The 22,464-nt window shown below is 47.7% G+C and carries 21 protein-coding genes; 8 read left to right on the top strand and 13 right to left on the bottom strand.

Annotation, left to right across the window (positions count from 1 at the left end):
- Positions 1-794: 794 nt before the first annotated feature.
- The 7 genes from BM427_RS23895 to flhD all read right to left on the bottom strand — a co-directional run bounded on the left by BM427_RS23895 (position 795) and on the right by flhD (position 11,053).
- On the bottom strand, positions 795-1,571 hold the full coding sequence (locus BM427_RS23895) for a class I SAM-dependent methyltransferase (RefSeq protein WP_090126884.1): 777 nt from the start codon (positions 1,569-1,571) through the stop codon (positions 795-797).
- Between the two features lie 17 nt (positions 1,572-1,588).
- Positions 1,589-2,707, bottom strand: coding sequence for an ATP-grasp domain-containing protein (locus BM427_RS23890; protein WP_090126882.1), 1,119 nt, complete (start codon positions 2,705-2,707; stop codon positions 1,589-1,591).
- A complete protein-coding gene (locus BM427_RS23885) occupies positions 2,707-3,834 on the bottom strand; it encodes a DegT/DnrJ/EryC1/StrS family aminotransferase (RefSeq protein ID WP_090126880.1) in 1,128 nt (375 codons plus the stop codon). The genes BM427_RS23890 and BM427_RS23885 overlap by 1 nt, the downstream gene beginning before the upstream one ends.
- Before the next feature lie 220 nt (positions 3,835-4,054).
- A complete protein-coding gene (locus BM427_RS23880) occupies positions 4,055-7,567 on the bottom strand; it encodes a glycosyltransferase (RefSeq protein ID WP_090126878.1) in 3,513 nt (1,170 codons plus the stop codon).
- Positions 7,568-7,585: 18 nt separating this feature from the next.
- Complete coding sequence (locus BM427_RS23875; RefSeq protein WP_090126875.1) at positions 7,586-9,982, bottom strand: hypothetical protein; 2,397 nt, start codon at positions 9,980-9,982, stop codon at positions 7,586-7,588.
- A gap of 171 nt (positions 9,983-10,153) precedes the next feature.
- Positions 10,154-10,693 carry a flagellar transcriptional regulator FlhC gene (gene flhC, locus BM427_RS23870; RefSeq protein ID WP_090126873.1) on the bottom strand — a complete coding sequence of 180 codons (540 nt, stop codon included), beginning with the start codon at positions 10,691-10,693 and terminating at the stop codon, positions 10,154-10,156.
- Between the two features lie 9 nt (positions 10,694-10,702).
- Positions 10,703-11,053, bottom strand: a complete 351-nt coding sequence (gene flhD / locus BM427_RS23865; RefSeq protein WP_090126871.1) for a flagellar transcriptional regulator FlhD — start codon at positions 11,051-11,053, stop codon at positions 10,703-10,705.
- 455 nt (positions 11,054-11,508) lie between these two features.
- On the opposite strand from flhD, the gene BM427_RS23860 reads away from it, so the two are divergent.
- Positions 11,509-12,903 (top strand): methyl-accepting chemotaxis protein, encoded by a 1,395-nt coding sequence (locus tag BM427_RS23860; RefSeq protein WP_208809151.1) that lies wholly within the window; start codon positions 11,509-11,511, stop codon positions 12,901-12,903.
- A 180-nt stretch (positions 12,904-13,083) separates the two neighbouring features.
- Here BM427_RS23860 and BM427_RS23855 read toward each other — a convergent pair whose 3' ends face one another.
- The 6 genes from BM427_RS23855 to flgA form a co-directional block, all read right to left on the bottom strand.
- Entirely contained in the window at positions 13,084-14,154 is a 1,071-nt protein-coding gene (locus BM427_RS23855; RefSeq protein ID WP_090126868.1) for a methyl-accepting chemotaxis protein, read from the bottom strand.
- Between the two features lie 149 nt (positions 14,155-14,303).
- A complete protein-coding gene (locus BM427_RS26405; protein WP_367888891.1) occupies positions 14,304-14,828 on the bottom strand; it encodes a virulence factor SrfC family protein in 525 nt (174 codons plus the stop codon).
- Between the two features lie 27 nt (positions 14,829-14,855).
- Positions 14,856-15,260, bottom strand: coding sequence for a hypothetical protein (locus BM427_RS23845; protein WP_090126865.1), 405 nt, complete (start codon positions 15,258-15,260; stop codon positions 14,856-14,858).
- Positions 15,261-15,469: 209 nt separating this feature from the next.
- On the bottom strand, positions 15,470-15,937 hold the full coding sequence (locus tag BM427_RS23840) for a flagella synthesis protein FlgN (protein WP_090126863.1): 468 nt from the start codon (positions 15,935-15,937) through the stop codon (positions 15,470-15,472).
- Positions 15,931-16,227: a flagellar biosynthesis anti-sigma factor FlgM gene (gene flgM, locus BM427_RS23835; protein WP_167518533.1), complete on the bottom strand. Its 297-nt coding sequence runs from the start codon at positions 16,225-16,227 to the stop codon at positions 15,931-15,933. Before flgM ends, BM427_RS23840 begins: the two co-directional genes overlap by 7 nt.
- Positions 16,228-16,340: 113 nt before the next feature.
- The gene (flgA, locus tag BM427_RS23830; protein ID WP_167518532.1) at positions 16,341-17,009 is read right to left on the bottom strand and encodes a flagellar basal body P-ring formation chaperone FlgA; all 669 of its coding nucleotides are present in this window, start codon (positions 17,007-17,009) and stop codon (positions 16,341-16,343) included.
- Between the two features lie 313 nt (positions 17,010-17,322).
- Here flgA and flgB point away from each other — a divergent pair, with 313 nt between their 5' ends.
- The 7 genes from flgB (at position 17,323) to BM427_RS23795 (ending at position 22,462) form a co-directional block, all read left to right on the top strand.
- Positions 17,323-17,736 carry a flagellar basal body rod protein FlgB gene (gene flgB / locus BM427_RS23825; RefSeq protein ID WP_090126857.1) on the top strand — a complete coding sequence of 138 codons (414 nt, stop codon included), beginning with the start codon at positions 17,323-17,325 and terminating at the stop codon, positions 17,734-17,736.
- An 8-nt stretch (positions 17,737-17,744) separates the two neighbouring features.
- Positions 17,745-18,149 carry a flagellar basal body rod protein FlgC gene (flgC, locus tag BM427_RS23820; RefSeq protein ID WP_090126856.1) on the top strand — a complete coding sequence of 135 codons (405 nt, stop codon included), beginning with the start codon at positions 17,745-17,747 and terminating at the stop codon, positions 18,147-18,149.
- Between the two features lie 12 nt (positions 18,150-18,161).
- Entirely contained in the window at positions 18,162-18,863 is a 702-nt protein-coding gene (locus tag BM427_RS23815) for a flagellar hook assembly protein FlgD (protein WP_090126854.1), read from the top strand.
- Between the two features lie 36 nt (positions 18,864-18,899).
- Entirely contained in the window at positions 18,900-20,102 is a 1,203-nt protein-coding gene (gene flgE / locus BM427_RS23810) for a flagellar hook protein FlgE (protein ID WP_090126852.1), read from the top strand.
- Between the two features lie 2 nt (positions 20,103-20,104).
- Entirely contained in the window at positions 20,105-20,860 is a 756-nt protein-coding gene (locus BM427_RS23805; protein WP_090126850.1) for a flagellar basal body rod protein FlgF, read from the top strand.
- Between the two features lie 24 nt (positions 20,861-20,884).
- Positions 20,885-21,667: a flagellar basal-body rod protein FlgG gene (flgG, locus tag BM427_RS23800; RefSeq protein WP_090126847.1), complete on the top strand. Its 783-nt coding sequence runs from the start codon at positions 20,885-20,887 to the stop codon at positions 21,665-21,667.
- 135 nt (positions 21,668-21,802) lie between these two features.
- On the top strand, positions 21,803-22,462 hold the full coding sequence (locus BM427_RS23795; protein ID WP_090126844.1) for a flagellar basal body L-ring protein FlgH: 660 nt from the start codon (positions 21,803-21,805) through the stop codon (positions 22,460-22,462).
- The last annotated feature ends 2 nt before the right edge of the window (positions 22,463-22,464 follow it).

Raw genomic sequence — 22,464 nt, 5'->3', positions numbered from 1 at the left:
GACTGAGGTCAAAGTACCCCCAGTTTATAATAGTGTCGCCGTCGAATACTGTACACCTGACACTGGTGGGCTTTCCTGTCCCATCTTGATAGCCGCGGATGATAACTTCGTTTTTCACCCCGTAGATACGCGCCTTACTACCATCCGTCGGTATTTCGTAAGTCCCGGAGTAAGTAGTAAAGGTTATCCGCACACCCCCGGTATCTGGAACCGTGATGCACTTACCTGAGTAATTGAAGGAGTTTCCGGATGCCAACGTCTTCAACGTTATAGTTCCCGTGCCTGGGCCGTATGCTTCTATATCTGCGGCGAGGATAGGTCGGAGGTAGCAAAGAAGTAACAGTAGTTTTTTCATGATGTCACCTGTCGGACTGCGGTAAGTACTGCCTCCATTGAGGCCACACCCTCGTTTGAGAAACTTGTAGTCATGCTCTGGGAGCACTACACGTAGTAGCCCCGCATATCGGTGCGTTGCTCACGGTCAATAAGTTAACTAAACAAAATCAAATGGTAGCTAAACGACCCAGACGCCAAGTGTTATATGGTTGTTAAGTGTCTTGAGCCGAATTTATTTTCAAAAACAGTACATTCCCCGATGTTGAGACCTTCGTGCTACAGAAAAGCATAATGGTCTGTATGTCAAAAACACCAGGGCAGAGAGAGTCAATCCGCTCAATATCTCCAACATTGAGAGCCTCCCTTAACACGCTGCAGCATCAGGGCTGACGACATAAAAACTGGGAATAAGTCAAAACTTCAGGCGTCCCGCCTCAATTTTAGTGTGCCCCGACAATTCAGCGTGGATGCATGATGAATAAAGGCCGGTTTAAGAACTCACCCATGTTGTCACTGCGCTGAATGTTTTGCTCATTAACCGGTAGGTAGGTAATCTTATCATCCTCGCCGAGGACGGCGATGCCGATATGCGCAATATCCCAAAAATGTTGTGTATGCTCCGCAATATAATCAATTAGCTCAGATTTGGTGCCATTTTCAAATAAGGATAAATTTCGATCGCCACGCCAATTGAAGCCCAGTTGAAAGATTAACGTCCGGCATTTTCCATGCAGGCTGTTAAGATGGGTAATAATCTCTTTTTTGGCCTGTTCGATATTTAATTGAGAATTTCCATAATCATCGCCAAGATGGTGTAAAACATTTAGCAAAACAGCCACGTCAACGTTCAGTTTTTCATCGGTAAATGTAAAATAGCGCGGTTGTACGGAAATTTTATCCTGTTCTTTTAATAAAGTAGCGCAATCTTTCACGAATTTTGCATGGGTCACTGTCCCTTCAAAACAGGTAACGTGAGAAGCACCGGAATTAAGCGCTGAAAAGGTAAAGAAGCCCATGTTGCAACCGATATCGGCAAGCGTTTTATCCTGCATTTTTACATGCTTTGAAATGAATGCAAAACGTTCTTCTTCATATCTTGATGATGGCATATGGGCATCACCGCCAAGCAGTTGAGAAAGCCCGGCAGGTAAAATCTGATATTGCGCATGCTTACCAGAATGCGATTCGGTTTTTAAACGTGCCTGTAATGATTTAATCAATTCTGGCTGTGACATTTTTGCTCCAGTGACCACTAATTTAATTTTTTTAAATAATATTTAAATGCCATGCCGCTTTCTCTCAAAAAAAGGAACACAGTATCCCACCGGTTATAAATTTCACCACGGAGGACCTGCATCAGAATATTTTTTTGATAGCTATATCGCCGAATGCGCTTGCCTTCAGCTTTGTTCAGAAGCAGCCCGTTTAGCCAAAAGTATGAACATTTACGTTGTCGCGAGTCGGGATAGTTACCCGAAAGACTAAGCCATTGTGGATTGAAACCGTTGTCTATTGCTAACTGGAACGGTCCCCACAGGCGCGGATTTGCCTCGATCAAATAGCTGATCCCTTTTTCCTGCATTATTTCAATCATGATGAAACCGGAAAAGCCTGTCGACTTAAGCATTTTAATGGCCGATGACTCAAAATGTGGATCCGGGCAGGCGCAAATCTCCGCTGCAATTATCGATTTGCCTTCTGCCTGCTGTAATATATTACGCTGCCACAATACTTTGGTTTCAGACTTATCCATAAACAGGAGCAGGTAAAAACTTTGCCCGTCAATATAGCGCTGATAGAAAAAATTTTCCCTGGCATAACTTTGTTTAAAAGCTGCCAAATGTTCAGGGGTAAACAACAACTGTGGATAAAGCTTTTTGTCGTTGATGGTAGAAAATTCGGTCATTGGCTTTGCAACCACTGGCAACTTATTTTCGCAAAGCGTGTTCAGTGATTCTGGAATCGTGATGGCGAAGGATTGCGCTAAGGCATTGAAGGTGGATTTATCTGATAATGTGGAATACAAATTTGCATCACACAGCGTAATGGTTAACCCTGCGGCGTTGAATTTCGCCCGGTGTAATAAGATTACGCGATTCACTGAATCGGCAGTGGGGATAAAAATCAGACGCTTATCCGGTAGGCTATGCCTGAGTGCGACAATTTGCGCGAGCATATCCTCAGCATTCAGGGTGTCAAGGGCGCGAAAGCGCGCTACATTTTTTTTATAGGTAGTCAGTAAAATCTTATCTTTTGTGGGCCGGGCTATAATCGAAAAGGGGATATTATTTTCCATGAAGTATCGGCAACAGGCGACAATAGCCCGCTCGTTGGCGCCGCTAAAAATAACGTAGTGATCCTTGGAATTCATTATAGAGCCTTTAATTGACTAATCCTGATGATAATATTCACAATGCGTTCAAACTCATCATCCCGAAGGTCAGGGTAAAGGGGGAGACAGAGTACCTGCGATGAAACATGAAGTGCGTTTGGCAGATTATAGCTGGCTGTTGACGGCAATCCTTTATACATCGGGAATTCTGATATCAGTGGATAAAAATAGCGACGAGCAAACACCTCTTGTTTTTTAAGCTGGTGATGCAACTCATCTCGCTTCAACGGGAAATAACGCTCGTCTATAAATATCGGGCAATAGGCGTAGTTCCAGTTTAGTGACTCGGCATAGTTGATAAAACTTAGGCCTTTGATCCCACTGAGAACATGCCGATAACGTTCGTATATCGCTTTACGCTTCCCGATCGCTTCATCAATATACTGTAGTTGTAATAAACCAAATGCGGCCTGCATTTCATTCATTTTTCCGTTGATGCCTGGAGCAACAACAGTTAATTCATCGATAAAACCAAAATTCTTCAAATAGTCAATTCGTTTTTTGATTTTGTCGTTTGGGCATATAATTGCGCCACCCTCAAATGTATTAAATACTTTAGTAGCATGAAAGCTGAGTACCGAGAGATCGCCATGATTAAGGATGCTCTCTCCATTATTACGAACAGCGAAAGCATGCGCAGCATCGTAAATAACCCGCAGCCCATAGTTATCAGCGATACGCTGAATAGAATCAACGTCGCATGGTATCCCATAACAGTGCACTGGCATAATTGCAGTTGTTGCCGGGGTAATCGCCGCCTCAATTTTGGCTGGATCGATGTTACATGTAAGAGGATCCACATCGACAAAAACCGGTTTTATATTATTCCACAGTAAGGAATGTGATGTGGCTACGAAAGAATATGGAGTGGTGATCACTTCCCCGGTGATCCGCAGAGCCTGTATTGCTGTCATTAGCGCCATTGAACCATTAGCAAATAAGCTTAAATATTCGACACCAAGATAGGCGGCCAGCGCATCTTCAAGCTGAGAATGAAAAGGTCCGCCGTTGGTTAATTTTTTGCTTTCCCATATTTTTTCCATATAGGGAATAAACGATTCCAGAGGTGGCAGTAACGGACTTGTTACCATTACATTATTTTTCATTCTTAACCTAAAAGTTGCAACACATGACTATTTCCTTAGTCTATTCTATGTTGTTTGCCTTCTAATAGTTCTAAAAGCGAGATGAAGTGGTCTTAAACCGATGAGTGAAACATGTTCACCCCCTGACGACATCCTTTTTTATTTATATCTACTGCGGAAAAATAATTGATGGCACAGCATTGTTTTTTTCCGGCAATATCTTGCGGAATCAATTAAGCGCTTAACGGATTCGCCAGGCCTGTGACCACAAATTTAACCCGTCGTTATTCAGCAGCCAGTGCTGCCTTACTTCGCTTTGTAACGCCTTACCCATTTTTTCACTGGCAGTTGTGTCGGCCAGATGCATTCTTATGGTATTTTGCCAGTCGCTTAATTGATTGGTGACACGGGTAGCCGTCAGGGATTTTGCATCATTGAGCGTACTGCTGCACACGACCGGGATAGCGCAAGCACCATATTCAATCAGATGACAATGTGCGTGCGCGTGAGTCAGCGGATGGCCATCATGCGGGACCAGAGCAAGATCAAGAGACATAAAGGCCAGTTCCTGATGATAAATTTCAGTATCTGTCTCGCGCCGTAATGTTTTGAGCAGAGAACGAAGTTCGGGCAGGCAAGGGCCATAAACCACCCATTCGACATCGTTAGCTAAGGTTGTGATCAGCCCGACGATCAGTTCCTGCACGCTGCGGTGACAGAGGCTGCCCGGCAAACCAATACGCGGTTTCTCCCCCTGATTGCGTAGACAGCAGAGCTGGCCCCAGCTTGCATGCGGCAAGCGGGTGGGGACGATAATAACGTCAGAATGAGCATCTGCGAACACCTCAGCCTGATATTCGTCGGCAACAATCAGCCGATCAACATAGGTAAGATTTCGCCGTACGCTGGCAACATAGTCGTCCTGCACGGCGGTGAACTCAGTATGGGAAAGCGTTATTGCAGGGGGTGGGGGCGCTAACTGAGCAATTGTAAATGCCGAACCAAATCGCGACACTTTTTTTATCCAGTTATGCAATCCCATCCCGCTTTGCTGTTCAATAACGGCCACGTCCGGGTTGTAATGAATGAACTCGGGCAGCCCTGGCAGGATTTTGTTTGACTTCCCGTCGATAAAACCTGCATCGCGCAGTGCAGCAAAAGGCGCGGCGATGCGCCAGGTGCTCTCTCTGTTTTGTTCGCCGGTTACGGGTAGCACGACTGGCACAGGACGCCAGAACAGTGGCCGCCAGCTTTGCCGGCTATCATCCTGCAGTGTAAAGGCGGCTGTGAGAGAAAGATTGGGATTATAAGCCGGATCCTGGCTGATTAAGGATCGCCAGCGTTCAAACAGCGTGTCGGTTTCCGCTTCACGCTGTGCCAGCGTAGTGGCAGAGACGGTTTTCTCGGGGTGACGACATCCTCTGGCGTAGGGTGTCCAGACTGTCAGTCCGCCGAGTTCACGGACCCGCAGGCAAAAATCAATATCATCATAACAGTTAAGATCGGCGTCAAAACCGTTAACGGCAAAACAGATATCTTTACTGACCAGCATAAAGTCGCCTGAAACGGCGGAGTAGTTTTGATCGGCATGCAGGCGACCCATATAGCCGCTGTTTTTGTCATCTGTCCCGTAAAAAGGTTCTCCGGCCACGCCGCCCTGCAGACCCAGAATATAACCGGCGTGGCGGATCATGCCGTTATCATATAGCTGCTTACCGCCCACGATACCGACTTCCGGTCGCAGGGCGTGATTCAGCATATTATCTAGCCATTCAGCATCCATAACCTGAATACTACTACTCAAAAACAGCAAATAATCGCCCTGCGCATTAAGGGAGGCCATATTTGCCATGCCTGCCCGCTGCCAGAGGGCCGGGTAGTACACTACCCTGATACGTTCAGGGTCGAGCTTAGCGACGCTTTCTAACCAGATTTCTCGTCCCGCTTCCGCACGCTTATCCGCCACAATAACCAGCTCATAATTCGGGTAGCGGGTCACATTCAGTAAGCCTGTCACGCAGCGGCTAATGCTATCAATATCGCCGCCAAGCACGGCAATGGTTACCTTCGGCGTGTCCTGATGGTGATATTTCACCCGCCATGGGCCATAATCAGTGGCTTGTATCTCTGCATGGGGAAAACCGCGACGATGCAAATGGCTGAGCAGCAGAGTTGGCTCTGCGGAACCCGGTCTGCATGCCCTGATCTCCTGTACAAGCGGTTCACTGAGATGGCCAATCTTTTCTGCCCCTGTATTTTCAATAAGACGCAGTTGCAATTCGAATTCGAATTTCTGCGGGCAAGCTGGATTAAATCCTCCAGCCGCAACCACCCGGTCGCGCCGAAATAACCAGCGCCCTGACATCTGTCCTGGAGTACTTAATAATAAATCCAGGTTGAAATCAGGGCGGCACAGTGTATCCAACGGTTTACCACCGAGTGGGCAAATGATATCCGTATAGATGGCATCAAGTTGGCTAGCGCGGCTCAGAACAGAGGAGAGGGCAACAAGACCGGAGGAGAGTAGCTGACAACCCGCATCCAGAAAGAGCAGCCAGTCGCTGCTTAGCTCGCGATTTTTGGTGTTTAGCGCCTCCAGACCATCCGGTAAATCGAGGCGTATCTGTTCTGTTCCGGCAGGAAGATAATCAACGTGCTCATTAATCAGGGCGATAATCTGCCAGCTTACCCCTGCAACCTGATGAGACAGGCTGTTAAAGGTTCTGTCCCAGGCGTTACGTTCGCTGTTACGGGCATCAATATAAACCGTACAGCGAGGGCATGCGGATTGCGCCGCAAAAAAGTCCAGGGCCTGTTGCTGCTGCACCGGATACAATTTGCGTTCAGCCAGCCACCTGTTAAGACGGCTATTGACCGCCGAGAGGGCAATTTCCTGCAGGAGATTCTGCTCGGTAAATTGTTCCGGATGAGAGAGTGGAGCGATCCGAATATGGTCTTGCTTTCTTGAAGGATCGTACCAACCCAGTTTTTTAATCACCAGCGGCATTTTTTTATGGGTTTCACTCACCACGTCGGCTTTTTCTGTTGCTGTGGCGAGGGACTGGCTGCGTGAAATGCGGTACTGAGATAACGTTTGACAAACTAACGCCAGATGGCCGAAATGTAGCACTTTAAGATACATAGCCAGATCGCCTAAAAAAGGCATTGGTTCGCCGCCCAGTGAGGAAAGAGGTTCTCCCTCAGCCAGTATTGTACGCAGGATATCGCTGCGGATAAGCACGACGCTGGGTTCGCCAATGAAATTAAGCGGCGTATCCGCTTGTAAGCTAATGACATCCCTGCCATGGAGTACGCTATCTACGTTAAAAAGGGGTGTCGTTCCCAGGTTAACCGGTAGCGGATTTCCCTGAACGTCAATCATTTCGCGATGAGATGTCGCCATCACAATATCCGAATGGCGATTGATTGCCTGTACCAGTTCACTGACACAGTTAATTTTTAAAACGTCATCATCGTGCAGGAACTTGATATATTTTCCCTGGGCTTTAGCCAGACAGGATGCGGTATTGCCCATTTCCCCCAGTGACGATACGTTGCGCTGATAGACGATCGGCCATCGGGATATGGGGCTGAGCTTATCGACGATGCGTGCGATACTGTCATCTTTACTGTCATCGCTAATAATAATTTCGCAAGCCCCATAGTTCTGCTGCATCGCACTTTGTAGGGCGATTTCAAACCAGGTTGCTTTCCAGGCGGGAATAATAATGCTGACAAGTTCGGGAACAGACACGCGATATGACCTTTTGAGTTAGCAATTTTCGATCGAGGTTAACGTAGATTTCATATTCAACGGACGATAAACAATATGAATAATTGATTTCATCGGTATCTGCTGAAGGCGGAAATAGATAAATCCCTCATCCGACATATTCAAAACCAGATTATTGGTAAGTGTGGCACCATCGATAAAATAGTCCTGGTTAAGCTTCAGCGGATGCGAGAATCGGTTCTCGCTCTCTTTATAAACGGAGTGTTGCGGTACGAGATTAATGCTAAAAATTTCAAAATCACGCAGAGTTTTCCCCATCAGCACCACTATCTCCGGGGTGATCTGAGGGATATAGAGTGAGAAATAACCATCAAAGGTACTGGTCGCGTTAATCGTCCTGCATTCGGTACGCTGTTGATCCAGCACAAACATGGTCTGCAGCGCCTGCTTACGCTGGGTACTGTTTGCCATCGACCAGGAGATCGCATAGCGAGAAATAACGAATGTCGAGAGGGAATATTCAATGCCGCAGCTGCGTAACTCGGAAGGGTAGTTGGTACGTATTTTAGTATCTTCGCCAAGCGTCAGACGGGAAATGCCGTAGCGACGCATATAGTCAATCGCGTCCTGAATATCGGCCATCTTTGTTACTACGTCCGTGCCCATATTAATATCAAAGGTCAGCTCTTCAAGCTGTTTGGTCTCTCCAGCCAGTGGCAAATAAATATAGCGCGCCAGATCAATGATCGCCGCCTCCCATAGTGATTGAGAGGTAGGAATATTTAGCTCTGCCGCCATGCGTATACAGTCGAGCGCTTGTTGTTGAATCTGGCGGATCTTCGGCAGCACCAGCGGCGACATCTTATCGTTTTTACCTGTTGGTTGGCCTTCTTCACTGTATTCGGTGACAGAAAAATCATGCGAGGAGCAGAGCATTTCAACCGATGCGATAAATCGGATCAGGGTGCTGATAAGACGGAAATCGGCATTGTCAGGATTAATCATTCCCGCGCGGTTTTTATGCCAGCCGGGGATCCAGACAGAAATCATATAACAGCCGCGAACCTTAATATCTAGCTCTTTTTCCAGCAGGGGAGCTAACAGATTTTGTGCAGTACCGGAATAGCCCAGGTCTACCAGCATCAGGGTGTCGCCTGGCTCGATGTTTAATTCATTACGTAAGTGGGCAATCAGGCGACTGCGGAAGTCGGCCGAACGGGCAAGCGTCTCCTGGACGATCTCATCGGCAAGCAGGGATTCGTACAGATATTCAGCAGAATAGTTGAGTTCTTCAAGGCGGACCTGGATTTTTTTGGATTGCTCAGTCTTTACCATCAGGTGCTTAGCAATCATGCTAAACCCGTCCTGGGTAATCCGCTCGTTTGAACTCACTATTTCATGCAACAGGTCGCTCAGATAACTGGCAATACTCTCCCGGTTGTGGAAAGAGCTGCAAATAGCGGTGAAGCGTGAAATCCGCAATGTGCCACAGCTATCTTGCGGATAAAGCGTCTGGTATGCCTCGCGCGGCATATAGCCATCACGCATCAGAAAGCCCAGTTTTACACCGGGGATTTTATCGCGCTGCTGCTTGATAAAACGGGCGAATGCGTACATCACCGGCCCAAGCATGGTCCATGCCGTCAGTTTTTCACTGCTGATATCACCGCGTAATGCCACTGAATAGCAGGCATGGAAAAGCGAGGGAATAGGAGCGGTGGCGCGACTGGATGGAAAGAGTATGTTAGCGGCAATTGCTCGTTGCTCCAGCACGTTGACGATCGGCTTTTCATACTGTTTAAAGTGAACAGCATTCACGCCCAGCTTTGCTGGTTTCTGATAATCTGCGATAAAATTATCACCAACGTGAAAGATATCCTGCGGCGCAATTTGCTCCTGGCGGACAATTTCAGGCCAAAGCTTTGTTGTTTTTCCGTGGCCAAATTCGGCAGAGCAGTAAATTTTATCAATCAGCGTTGGGATTTCATCACTGTGGGCTGATAGCAGGCGACTCAATTGCTCAGAGTTGTAATAAATGTCACTAACAATAATAGTGCGAACACCACGCTCTTTCGCCTTGCGCAGCAACCCCAGCGCCGGGGGGAAAAGGAAACCATTCTCAATTTCCTGCGTCAGTTCATATTCAATGATTTTTTTCTGCTCTTCGCTATCAAACTGACTGCTCAACTCAGCGTAAATTTCTGCGATGCTGACTTCGTCCTTCCCGGTAGTAAAATATTTTTTCCCTCTGGCTCTTGATTCGGCCTTAGAACGTGCACTCGGGCATAGTCCGTGTTGAATGCGGGTGAATATATCAAATGGTCGTGAAACGTAGCGCCAGTACAGCGTATCGAAACAATCCAGTGATAAAACTTTCACATCGCTATGCAAAAAACGTTGTTCAATTTCTGCAAAAGACAGGGAGGTGTTATTCATTGATTATGTACCGGGATAATGTTCTAAATTTGGTCTTAAAATTTTGCATAGTTTACCAGATGAATGAATTCTGATATGACGTGAATATCTGGAGGAAGTGTCGGCTTTTTTCTTGCTAGCATAAAGGCAGGTTGCCCGGCTTGCAAAAGCCGGGCACTGAGAAATATATATTCAAGCGTTTAGTTCGACAGTAACACTGCTTTTCTTGCTGGCTCGAGAAGGTGGGTAGCACAGGCTACAGGTGAAGGATGCATTTGTATAACGCACTGTTGAAATAAATTTACCCCCGCAGTTAGAACAGGGGATCTGCTCAAGCATCCCGCAATCTATAAAGCGTAATAATGTCCAGGCTCGGGTGAATTCGAATACGGGTTTTTCTCGCGGTTCGTCCGGGCACTGTTCTTTATAAAGCCGCCAGGCCTTAAGTAGTGATTCAATAGGACGTTTTTTTTCCATTTTATGTAGATACAAATAGATATTATAAAACAGGGATGAATGGATGTTTTGTTCCCATGACATAAACCAGTCTGGTGAAAATGGCAGCATTCCTTTTGCGGGTGAACACCCTTTAACTTCTTTGTACAACCGTAATAATTTTCTGCGACTGAGTATGGTCTCACTTTCTAAAACTTGCATACGAGCCCCGTAGGATATCAGTTCCATGGCGATGACTATGTCGTTGATTTCATTAATGATGCATGATTCTTTCATAATGGGGTATCACCTTGTCATATCGGACGCGGAAAGGCCCTGAAGCAGATCGGTTGAAAGGATAATCCCCGTATGTACACATTGCAGTGCGTCTATACGGGAATCCTTTGTCAGGCAATTAATAATGGCTTCGCTGTTAATGCGTAGCTGGCAAATTAGTTGATTAGTAGAGGCCAGTTTAATTAATTGTGAAACTGACAGACTTTTGAGGAGATCCATCAGCGATTCGGGTAAACCAAGTCGAAAACTAGCGGCATTCTTATCCTGCTTTATCAGAGATTGTGCCAGTAGCAGGTAAGAAAGGTTTAAATCATTAATATTTTGCGCTTGTTCACTTTGATTGTCGTTATTCGGTATCATATGCTCCTGCTCCTCAGAAATGTAAAATTAATGCTAGTATATTTATTAATATGTTAAAGAAAATTTATTAATTATTTCCCTGTCGATAACGCAGTCGAATTTAGCAGCAGAAAACCAAATGAAAGCTCAACGAAACTATTATTAGATGGTGATAACGTAACAGAATGTGTGTTTGTTCGGCCAGTAACTATCAGTTGCAATGTATTTTCTGGATGAGGGGATTTAACCACTGGTCAGGCTGAGTTGGCGAAAAACGGTAATAATTGATGGCTTATCCTTTCTTTGTGCTCATTGAAGCTCGAAGTGAAAATCAATAGAATATGTAATCTTTTTCCTGCGTATAAAATACTGCTATCTTTCGGTACTAACCTGTTAAAAGTTAAGGCTAAATCAGAGGGCTTATAGTGAATGTGAATAGAAGTAAGCTTAAATTTATTATTGCAGTAGCTTTCATAGTGCTGCTTTCCTGTTTCCTGCTGTTATCAGCCGTTTCTTTATATTCTACATCGCTGATTGACGAGAAAGTTCAAGGTTTTGCGCTGGGTTTTTATCAGCATGACTATTTGGCGAAAACCAGCAGCTATTTACACGAGGGGGAATCAGAAGAAGAGATCGCTGACTCTTTGCAGAAAGCTTACCAGGCTTTCGACGGTTTCCTCACTGTTGCGCCGGTTAAAACGGCCAGCGGAATACAGAAAACAAATGAGCTTAAAGCGGCAATAGATAAGATCAAGGCGGAATCCAGCGCAGCGAATATTGCAATTTTCGATAAGCTGGCAATGGATTTTCGCGAATTAATCCTTAAATATGATGTGCAGGGTACCAAAGATAGTGTAAATGATGCCTACCATGTCACTATGTTCGTTGTCTTCGCCATCCTGATAATATTTCTCATCTTATCAATCGTTTTTTACCGTCTCCTACGCAATGAATTTATGTCGGTAACCAATCGTATTAAAGAGAACATTCGTTATATCTCTCAGGGTGATTTAACAGAACAGCACAGCGGTAGCTATGAAGATATCAATGGCATTCATCATGAGCTGAATGGGATGCGTGGTTCCTTAACCATTATTGCCTCTTCGATTAAGCTTGCTTCATCACGGATAAACAATATTGCCAGGGAGGTTGCGAATGGTAATCAGAATCTCTCGGCACGCACCGAAGAGCAGGCCAGCTCTCTGCAGCAGACGGCCGCCAGCATGGAGCAGATTAAAACGGCCGTGGCGCATAATACCGACAACGCCCGACAAGCGAACGAGTTGGCATCCAGGGCGAACGTGATTGCGCAGAAAGGATCCAGCATAATGTCAATTGTTATTGAAAGTATGCAGAAAATTGAGCAAAGCGCCCGGCAGATTGCCGAAATTAACAGTGTGATTAATGGGATTGCAAATCAGACCAATATTCTGGCGCTTAATGCCGCCGTTGAGGCTGCCAGAGCCGGGACGCAGGGACGCGGCTTTGCCGTGGTCGCCTCAGAGGTACGGAACCTGGCCAAACGGAGTGCAGAAGCTGCGGAGGAGATTGGTTCGCTGATTCAGGGGTCAATGGTTAACGTCAGTGAGGGGACAATGCAGGTCTCCGGCGCTGGTAACGCAATGAAAGAGATTGTGTCTTCGATCATGCAGGTCAGTAATATCATGAAAGAGATCACAAACGCCTCCGAAGAGCAGAGTAGTGGTATCAACCAGGTAGCCAGCGCGCTCAATGAAATGGATAACGTTACGCAGCAGAACGCTACCCTGGTAGAGGAATCATCAGCAATCGCGCTTGAGATGGATGTACAGGCTAAAAAACTGGCTGATATTGTCGCGGTATTTACCGTTGATGAAGAGAATTCCAAATAAGGTAAAAAAAAAGCTGTAGTGTTATCGACAGGTTACGTTACTGCTACAGCTAAAGAAGATTGTCACCGGCTTTGCCGCCTCGATCATCCGCAAGAACGGCCCTGCTTCGTAGCCTTTGGTAGCAAATGGTCTGGCCGGTGACGATGTTTTACCATAACTGAATCGCTGGCCGAACCTGAGCTATGAATATTGCAGCGATGTCTGCGACTCGCTCAATTGAATCTCTGTGCTCAGCTCATCTATCAGACGGACCACATTGTTGCTGGCCTGTTCCATTTTCTCGAGCGCTGCCGTCATGCCTTGCATATCATCGTCAAAAAAGGCTTCCAGCGCGCGTCGTCCGGCGGAGTGAACCTCGGCATGGGGTTTTTCCAGCTGCGCATAGGCAGCATAATGTGAAAAGCTACGCCCTTCTCCCTCGTAGTACCACTTACCCAGGCGGCAATCGGTATGGGTATTGACATGGTGATCTTTGTTCTTTTCAAGCAGCAATTTATAGACCTGCAGTTTCCAGATCACATGATCCAGCTTAACGGTGTTAAGAAATTGCAGCGTGGAGATAAACGTGATAACCGACTGCGTTCTTACTGAGCGAGAAATAACAATTTTAATGGACTCAACAATATGGTGAATATCATGATTCATATGTTCAATCACCGGTTGCTGGTTTGAAACCACGGTGCAGACGTTGTTGGCGCTGCTTTCAATGCTTTTGGTCAGGGCCGAGATGTTACTGGCACTGTGACTTACCTGATCGGACAGGGACTTTATTTCTTTAGCAATCACGCTAAACCCCGCGCCCTTGCTGCCGACATGCGCAGCTTCGATGGCGGAGTTGACAGCAATAAGGTTGGTTTGTCTCGATAGCTGATCGATCTCATTTATATATTTATTGATTTCTTCAAAAGAAGCCCTGAATTTAGTCAGCGACCCGGTGCTTTGCTCGACGCTGGTCCCAATTGTCTCGATGAGATTCACTAAGTTTTCCAGTGAATTCTTGGCGCTGCTATTACGGCTGCTTAACTCGTCGATAGCCTGCTGTTCATTGCGTAGATCCTGGCTCGATTTAAGCAAAGCGTCTCTTACCACTTCCAGTGTCGAGACGCCTTTCAGTAACTGTGAGCAAATAATACGTTCATAAGCCTGCTCCGGGGCGGCACGGTGATTGCTCACCGGTTCTGAAGGGCGCACATTTTGAAGATGAGGTCGACGTCCGGTAAAGCACGGTATTTTTTTAATCCATAAGTTCATAAGATAGCCTTGCAAGTGTGATAAATAGCGTTTGTGTACACGCACTTCTACGCTTTAACTCAATTGAAACTCGCCACCGTTTATCCTGATGATATGCACTCTGATGTTGAGGTGTTGACTTCCATCAGGGCAGCACTCATAGCCTCACGCTACTGATGGCTGAGGCCGTAAGCGTTGTCGACTTTGTTCTGTTCTCTCATTCGGTTATCAAGCGCGATCAGCCAGTCGTAAGCCCAGTGGGTGGCCTGACCGACCGATTGGAGCTTCTGATGGATAAACCGCGTCGTGACATTTACCCGCCGGAGGGGCATGAAAATTGCCGTCTGTGGGTTGATTCTGCTGCGCGGGCGTTCCTCTACGGCCATGTTGGCGTAGCCCAGCCAGGCAATGAACTCGCTGATTGCCGCTTTAGTGCTGGCGGTGTCTGGCCCATGGCACGTTTCCGTTTGGTTTAATCTGTTCCACCGTACCGCACTGAGGTCATAGCGATAGCTGAAGTTAATCAGTTGAGCGTAAAGGATCCGTAGCTGCATTGGCTCCAGCTCTGGAGCCTGTAACGGTGGTTCCTGCGGTGTCAGCTGGCGAAGATAATTAACCCATGCCCGGTGGGCCCGGGCGGCAAAGTCCTGGTGGTCAGCGTTCGCATATCCGCTGTTTTCTGATTCAGCAAACAGGTCGATGGCTAACGATGGCAGAGTGCTTTATCCTTCTTCGGCACGAGTCATAATGTGCTGAACGCGGGCGCCCAACTGACGAAGACTGGCATGATGAGTGCCAGCCGACGAAATCGCCCATATCAGCCGTGATGCGTCCGATGCATTCTCCCTCTGCGTGCGCTTTAGCAGCGCTGTCTGGCAATCTCCAAGATGACACAGCGCCGAGTGCTGTTCTGTTTCGCTGGCGGCAGACCAGACGATAACTTTGCTTTCCAGCGGGGCGTACCCGTTCATCCGATTATCGTCTTCATAGCGCTGCGGGATGGCCAGACAATTAAATAAGTTCTGCTGTCTGCGCAAGCGTAATGTTGACATAAATATCATTTGAACATTTTCACCTAACGCCTGTAAATCATCCAGCTTGCCACTACGCAGTAAAGGTTTTGCCACTTCAAAATACCTGCTATCGATACAACAGGTAATATTTTAAATTATTTTTAAGTGCGAATGGCCTTATACTATTTCAGTAAAAAGAGAAGTAAATTGCAGGCTTTTTGCCGGTTAAAAATCTTACTGACGGTTTGCGAGTAACTTGTTCAAAATTATGCATCGTGATGTTTATAGATAGTCAAAGTTTTTTCTGTCTGATTAACAGTTAATTAAATGTTGATGTCATAAGATTTGCCCATTAAATTTTTCTGCGCTTTACCACTTGCGCTGTAAAGGGATACACCAGAGTCTATTTTTCTGACCATGCTTTTCAATGTGACGGCTTTTTGCATATGAACCTCAATAAGAGGAAAAGCACTGGAATTGATCAGTTTTGCCTTGCTCGCTGAAGATATAATCTTTTCCCATATCGTTTTCAACGCAATATGCTGAGGATAGGGTGCCGCCAGATTTAACTGCTGCTCTTCCGATTTACGCTGTTCATCATAAAAGTTAATTGTGGATAATAATCGGCTTTTATTATCAGACAGCATCTGGAGCGAAACGGGATTCACCTGGGCTCTTTTTAGCTGATTCAGCTCTTCTGATAATACAGACTGCAGTTCTTCCAGCATTTGCTGCATTTTGGATAGCGTGGTATGTAATTGCTTAATTTTCTTGCCGTTTTCACTTAACATAGCTGAAACATATCCCGGACCAGAGACGCAGAAATTTTATCGGTGTCAATAGAGTGTTCCCCTGCGTTCAACGCCGCTTTAATTTGCTCCAATTTTTCAATATCCAGATCCTGACTATCATCAGTTTTCAGCGACTGGATTTGATTACTCAGGTTCACTTTAGTATCGGTACGCGTTCTGGTCGTCGCGGAGGGCACCTGAATCGTCCCTCTGCCCGTTCTTTTTGCTGATTCCTGATGTATTCCTGTGAGAGTAGTGGGGGATATCAGTTGTGTGCGGTTTATGCTCATAATCATCCTCGACAAGATTGTGACTAATGCTTTTTTCTTTTCCTGTACTAAATTATCGGTCGTGGTTGAAAAAACTAAAGGGAGCCATTGAGTTATCTCTGATGTTGCTGCGGCTACTCCATTGCCACCGTCGCTTTACCGTCGGCAATGGCAGTTGCAGTAACGATCTGTCCGGAAGCGGTCTGGATGCGTAAGCTGCCATTGAGCGCGGCATTATCCAGCGCTTTACCGGTGGCGCTGATTTTGAATCCGGTACCCATCCAGGTCATCAGTACCTTCTGTCCGGTGGTAATGGCCCAATGCTGGCGAAACTGGCTTGCTACCAGGTTCTCGCCTGGGCGAACAGCACGCATGGCGATGCGACCAATAATCTGCTGCGGATCGAGAATTAACCCGGCGGGCAAGTGCGCCAGTGAACCACGCTGTGCGCGAATATCATCCATGCTGATCGTCTGGCCCGGCTGCAGCGCATGCGCGGCCTGCCACCAGGTTGCCACAGCATCAACATTAATCTGGATAAATCGGCGCTGCGTCTCACATTGCACAATGACGCTATGGTTACCTGCCAGTCGGCTCAGATTACCACTCAACGTTACTACGGGATCTGCGCAAAGTTTTGCCCGTTGATCGGGGGAGGTAAGCAGCTTTACATGCAGTGAAGGTCTGGCTTGCGGCGGCAAATTCATATTGCTGTTAAGCAGGGTAACGATTTTCCTCGTTAACGTGTCGTCATTAGCCCACGTTGGTGAAGGTACGCTAAGAGTTAAAAAGAGAATGGGCATTGTTATTCGCAGTATATTAATGCTTAGACTGGGTCTGGTCTTCAGGTGCGTGACGCGTAATACAGTGGCAAACATAAGGTATATCTCGTTTATTTTTTGCACTTATAGTGTATCGAAAAATAAAATTTACCGATGGGTGAAATGAGAATATCTCTGTCGCTATTTGTGAGGATAGCTTCGGTGTTTTGTTGAGTAAAGGTAAAGCAGCTAAGTAGAGTTGTTTTTGTCTATTTTTAAAGTTATAGATTTTTCTTGCTCTCTTCTAATATGCCGCTATTAAAACGTCCGATCTACCAGCGGGAAAAACTATTTTATGCTTGATAAACTCGACAGAGAGCTTAATTTTCAGCAGCAGGCACTGAGTTTACTTAATAAACGTCAGTCTATTTTAGCTTCGAATATGGCAAACGTGGATACGCCTGGCTATCAGGCGCGGGATATTGATTTTCCCAGCCAGTTAAAGCAGGCAGTGACGAGAAATAAAAGTAGTGAAAGTCCGCTGACGTTAACGCTGACCTCTGGCCATCATATTGCGGCAACAGCGCCAGCAATGAGTGATGCTCAGTTGTTATATCGTGTTCCTGACCAGCCTGCTGCTGATGGTAATACGGTGGATATGGATCGGGAACGCGTTAATTTTGCTGACAATAGCGTGCGATATCAGTCGGCTCTGACGATTCTGGGTACGCAAATTAAAAATATGATGAGTGTAATTAATCAGGGTTAACTATCAATATGTCACTGTTCAGTATCTTTGATATTTCCGGCTCAGCCATGGCCGCTCAGTCAAAAAGGCTTAACGTCAGCGCCAGCAATATGGCCAATGCCGATAGCGTTACCGGACCAGACGGTAAACCGTACCGCGCTAAACAGGTTATTTTCAACGTCGATGGTGGGCCAGATCAGGAAATCGGCGGCGTACGCGTCAGCGATATTGTGGAAAGCGATGCACCGGATCGGCTGGTATATGAGCCGGGTAATCCCCTGGCTGATGGTCAAGGCTATGTCCACATGCCGAATGTCGATGTGGCCGGCGAAATGGTGAATACCATTTCTGCTTCGCGCAGTTACCAGGCAAACGTTGATGTGATGAATACGGCTAAAACAATGATGCTCAAAACTCTTACGCTGGGTCAATAAAGGAAAACCACCATGGCAGTTGCGCCGTTAATGAGCAGTACGAATAGCAATGCACAACCGAAGGTTTCCACAGCGTCAGATGACACCGGCGGAACGGGAACCAGCGCTTCAGATTTACTGAATAACTTTATGACGCTGCTGGTGGCACAGATGCAAAACCAGGATCCGACTAACCCAATGGATAACAGTCAGCTGACCACGCAGCTTGCGCAGTTCAATACTGCGGCAGGTGTGGAGCAGCTTAACGGCACATTAAATAGTGTCGGCACACTGGTTAGCAGTATGCAGCAGATGAACGCGGCAGAATGGGTGGGGCGCTCAGTGCTGGTGGAAGGGCAACCGGTGGTAGAAACCTCAGATACCGAGGGGGCGAACAAAACCTTTTCTTTCTCACTGTCCAGTGGCGCAGACAATGTTGAAGTGACCTTAACCGATAAAGAGGGCAATTCGTATCGCGCCCAGATACCAAATGTCGAGTCGGGTATCCATACCTGCAATCTTAATGATCTGAATAATTTTCAGCCTTCAGATCCGCCGGAAGACACTACCTATACCGTTTCGTTTACTGCAACAAACGGTACGGGCGATGCGCCGGAAATCGTGGCGTTGAAAAAGGCGAACGTTGAGAGTGTTTCATTTTCACCTTCAGGTTCCGTGTTGCAGTTGGGCGTGGATGGCTCGGCAACCCTCGGTCAAGTTTACGAAATCGAATAGTTTCAATTAATTATTTAGCTATCAGGATTAATCACAATGAGTTTCTCACAGGGCCTGAGCGGCCTGAATGCAGCTTCGGAAGCGCTGGATGTTGTTGGTAACAACATCGCTAACTCCCAAACAGTGGGTTTCAAATCAGGATCTATCGCTTTCGCCGATGTTTTTGCCGGTTCCCAGGTTGGTATGGGGGTTCAGGTTTCCGCTGTTAATCAGAGCTTCACCGATGGTGTACTGGGTGCCGGGACCGGCAGCCTGGATATGGGTATTTCCGGCAACGGTTTTTTCCGCATGGAGAATGAAGCAGGCCGCATTTTTTACAGCCGTAACGGGCAATTCAAAAAAGATGCTAATGGCTACATTGTGAATAATCAGGGGATGTTTCTGACGGGGTATCAGGCAACTGGCACACCGCCAGCGATTCCGTCAGGTGCCCCCGTTGGCCCGATTCAGATCCCCGACGGGCAGATGTTGGCTCGTGCCTCAGACAGCGGTACGCTTAATGGCAACCTCAATTCCGGTACTGACGTTGTTGCCAATACCACCTTTGATCCGACCGATAACACCAGCTACAGCTATATGACTCAGGCCGACGCTTACGACAGTCTGGGGAACAAGCACACCATCAATATTTACTATGCCAAAACGGCGGATAACCAGTGGACGGTCTACTCCAATGATAGCTCGGCGCCGACCGGAAGTTATCAGCAGACCGCATTGCAGTTTGACCCATCAGGCCAGCTGACGACCAAGCCGGCAAGGCTGAATGTGCAGGGTGCCGCCTATAACGGGGGAGAGCCACTGAATTTTGATTTTGACCTGACGGGCATGACGCAGCAGGCTTCTGATAATGCCATGAACAGTCCGACAACCACCGGTTATGCCCCGGGTCTAATGAATGGTTACACCGTGGGCGACAATGGTCAGATTATCGCATCTTACAGCAACGGGCAGACGCAGTTGCTGGGGCAGGTGGTATTAAGTAACTTCACTAACCCGGGCGGCCTTTCCTCACAAGGCAATAACTGCTGGACCGAGACGCCGGAATCCGGCCAGCCGGTAACCGGTATTTCTGGTTCAGGGAACCTGGGCACCCTTTACGGCAACAAGCTGGAAGCCTCCAACGTGGATCTGAGTAATGAGATGGTCAATATGATTGTCTATCAGCGCAACTACCAGTCCAACTCGCAGACCATTAAAACCCAGTCAGAACTGCTGCAAACACTGGTTAATCTGGGCTAATTATGGATCGTGCGATTTATACAGCGTTGGGCGCGGCAAATGCCGCGCTTAACCGCCAGTCGGTCACGGCGAATAACCTGGCGAACGCGGAAACCACCGGTTTCCGTGCACAACTGACGGCTTATCGGGCGGTACCGGTAAACGGACCAACCGTTGCCACACGTACCCTGGTTACAGAGTCAACTCCTTATAACGACATGACGATGGGTGCTGTCCATCAGACCGATCGCGCTCTGGATGTTGCTTTGCCAAAGGATGGCTGGCTTGCCGTGCAGCTTCCGGACGGCAGCGAAGGCTATACCCGGGATGGAAATATTGAAGTAGACAGCGAGGGAGGGTTGCGCGTACGCGGCCTGCCGCTTATGGGCGACGGCGGTCTGCTGACTGTGCCACCGCAGTCCCAGGTCACTATTGCACCCGATGGCACCCTGAGCGCCCTGGGGGCAGGGGATGAACCGAAAGCGCTGGCGCAGGTGGGACGGGTGAAAATGGTCAATGCTCCGGCCGGTACGCTGCAGATGGGCGATGATGGGCTATTCCATGTTGACAGTAATGCGTCAGCGGGTAACAGCGCGCCGATGCCGATGGATCCGGATCTGCGGCTGATGCCGGGGATGTTGGAAAGCAGTAACGTCAGTCCGGTCAAAACCATGGTCGATATGATCGCTACCGCGCGCAGTTTCGACATGAATATGAAGGTTATCAGCACCGTTGATGATAACGAAAAAGGCGCCAACCAGCTGTTAACGTTGGGCTGATGCCCGGCGAGGAGAACTTAAAGCATGATCCGCTCTTTATGGATTGCGAAAACCGGTCTTGAAGCACAGCAGACCAATATGGATGTGATATCCAACAACCTGGCTAACGTCAGCACCAACGGTTTCAAACGTCAGCGTGCGGTATTCGAAGACCTGATTTATCAGACGCTGCGCCAGCCTGGCGCCCAGTCCTCCGAGCAGACGACCATTCCTTCCGGTCTGCAGATCGGCACTGGCGTACGCCCTGTGGCGACGGAGCGCATTCATAGCCAGGGAAGTCTGACGCAGACCAACAACAGTAAAGATGTGGCGATTCAAGGGGGAGGCTTCTTTCAGATCCAGTTACCGGATGGTACGGCAGCTTATACGCGCGACGGCTCTTTTCAATTTGATCAGAACGGTCAACTGGTGACTTCCAGCGGCTACCCGGTTCAGCCAACCATTACAATTCCGCAGGATGCCGAATCGTTGACGGTGGGTAACGACGGCATCGTCAGCGTTACGGTGCCTGGTCAGACGGCTCCGCAGCAGGTAGGACAGCTGACGCTCAACACATTTATTAACGAGTCCGGTCTGGAGAGCATTGGCGAGAATTTGTATCGCGAGACGCAATCCTCCGGCGCGCCGAATGAAACGACGCCGGGTCTGAACGGCGGCGGCACACTCAAGCAGGGCTACGTTGAAACGTCGAATGTGAACGTCGCGGAGGAGCTGGTCAATATGATTCAGACCCAGCGTGCCTATGAAATAAATAGCAAGGCTGTCTCAACATCCGATCAGATGTTGCAACGGTTATCGAATCTTTAAGTCTGGTCACGGCGTGTCGACAAGCAGCGCCGCGGCTTACTGATATCTGGTTATAAAATGAGCAATCACTCCCGTTGTGCGCTATCTGACTCGGGTCAGATAGGACGTTCTCTTCGCCCTGTATCCCTTGGCACTATGCTGGCGTTGCTACTCAGTGGCTGCGCGTATATACCGCACAAGCCGTTGATAGAGGGAAGTACCACAGCACAACCTTCATCGGCGATGCCTGTGGTCGCCAATGGTTCAGTATTTCAGACAGGCCAGACGATGAATTACGGCTATCAGCCGATGTTTGAAGATCGCCGACCACGCAATGTCGGAGATATCCTGACGATTGTGCTGCAGGAAAATGTCAGTGCCAGTAAAAGTTCATCCGCCAGCGCTAATCGCAATGGCTCCGACTCGCTGTCATTTGATGCCACGCCGAAGTTTATGGCCGGGCTGTTTGGGGGAGACAAAGCCAATACTTCCATCACCAGCAAAAATGATTTCTCCGGTAAAGGTGGTGCGGCCGCCAAAAATACCTTTAGCGGCACGATTACCGTCACGGTAAAGCAAGTGCTTGAAAACGGCAATTTGCAGGTGGTGGGTGAAAAGCAAATCGAAATTAATCAGGGCACGGAGTTTATTCGTTTCTCTGGCGTGGTAAATCCGCGCACCATCAGCGGCAGTAACACGGTAGCCTCAACCCAGGTTGCTGATGCGCGTATTGAATATGTTGGCAATGGCTACATTAATGAAGCGCAGCAAATGGGCTGGCTACAGCGTCTGTTCCTTACTCTTTCTCCATTTTAATT

This window comes from Kosakonia arachidis (genome assembly GCF_900116535.1).
GTDB classification, from domain to species: Bacteria; Pseudomonadota; Gammaproteobacteria; order Enterobacterales; family Enterobacteriaceae; genus Kosakonia; species Kosakonia arachidis.
The sequence above is the reverse complement of the archived record's forward strand: the minus strand, read 5'-3'. Positions and strand labels throughout refer to the sequence as shown.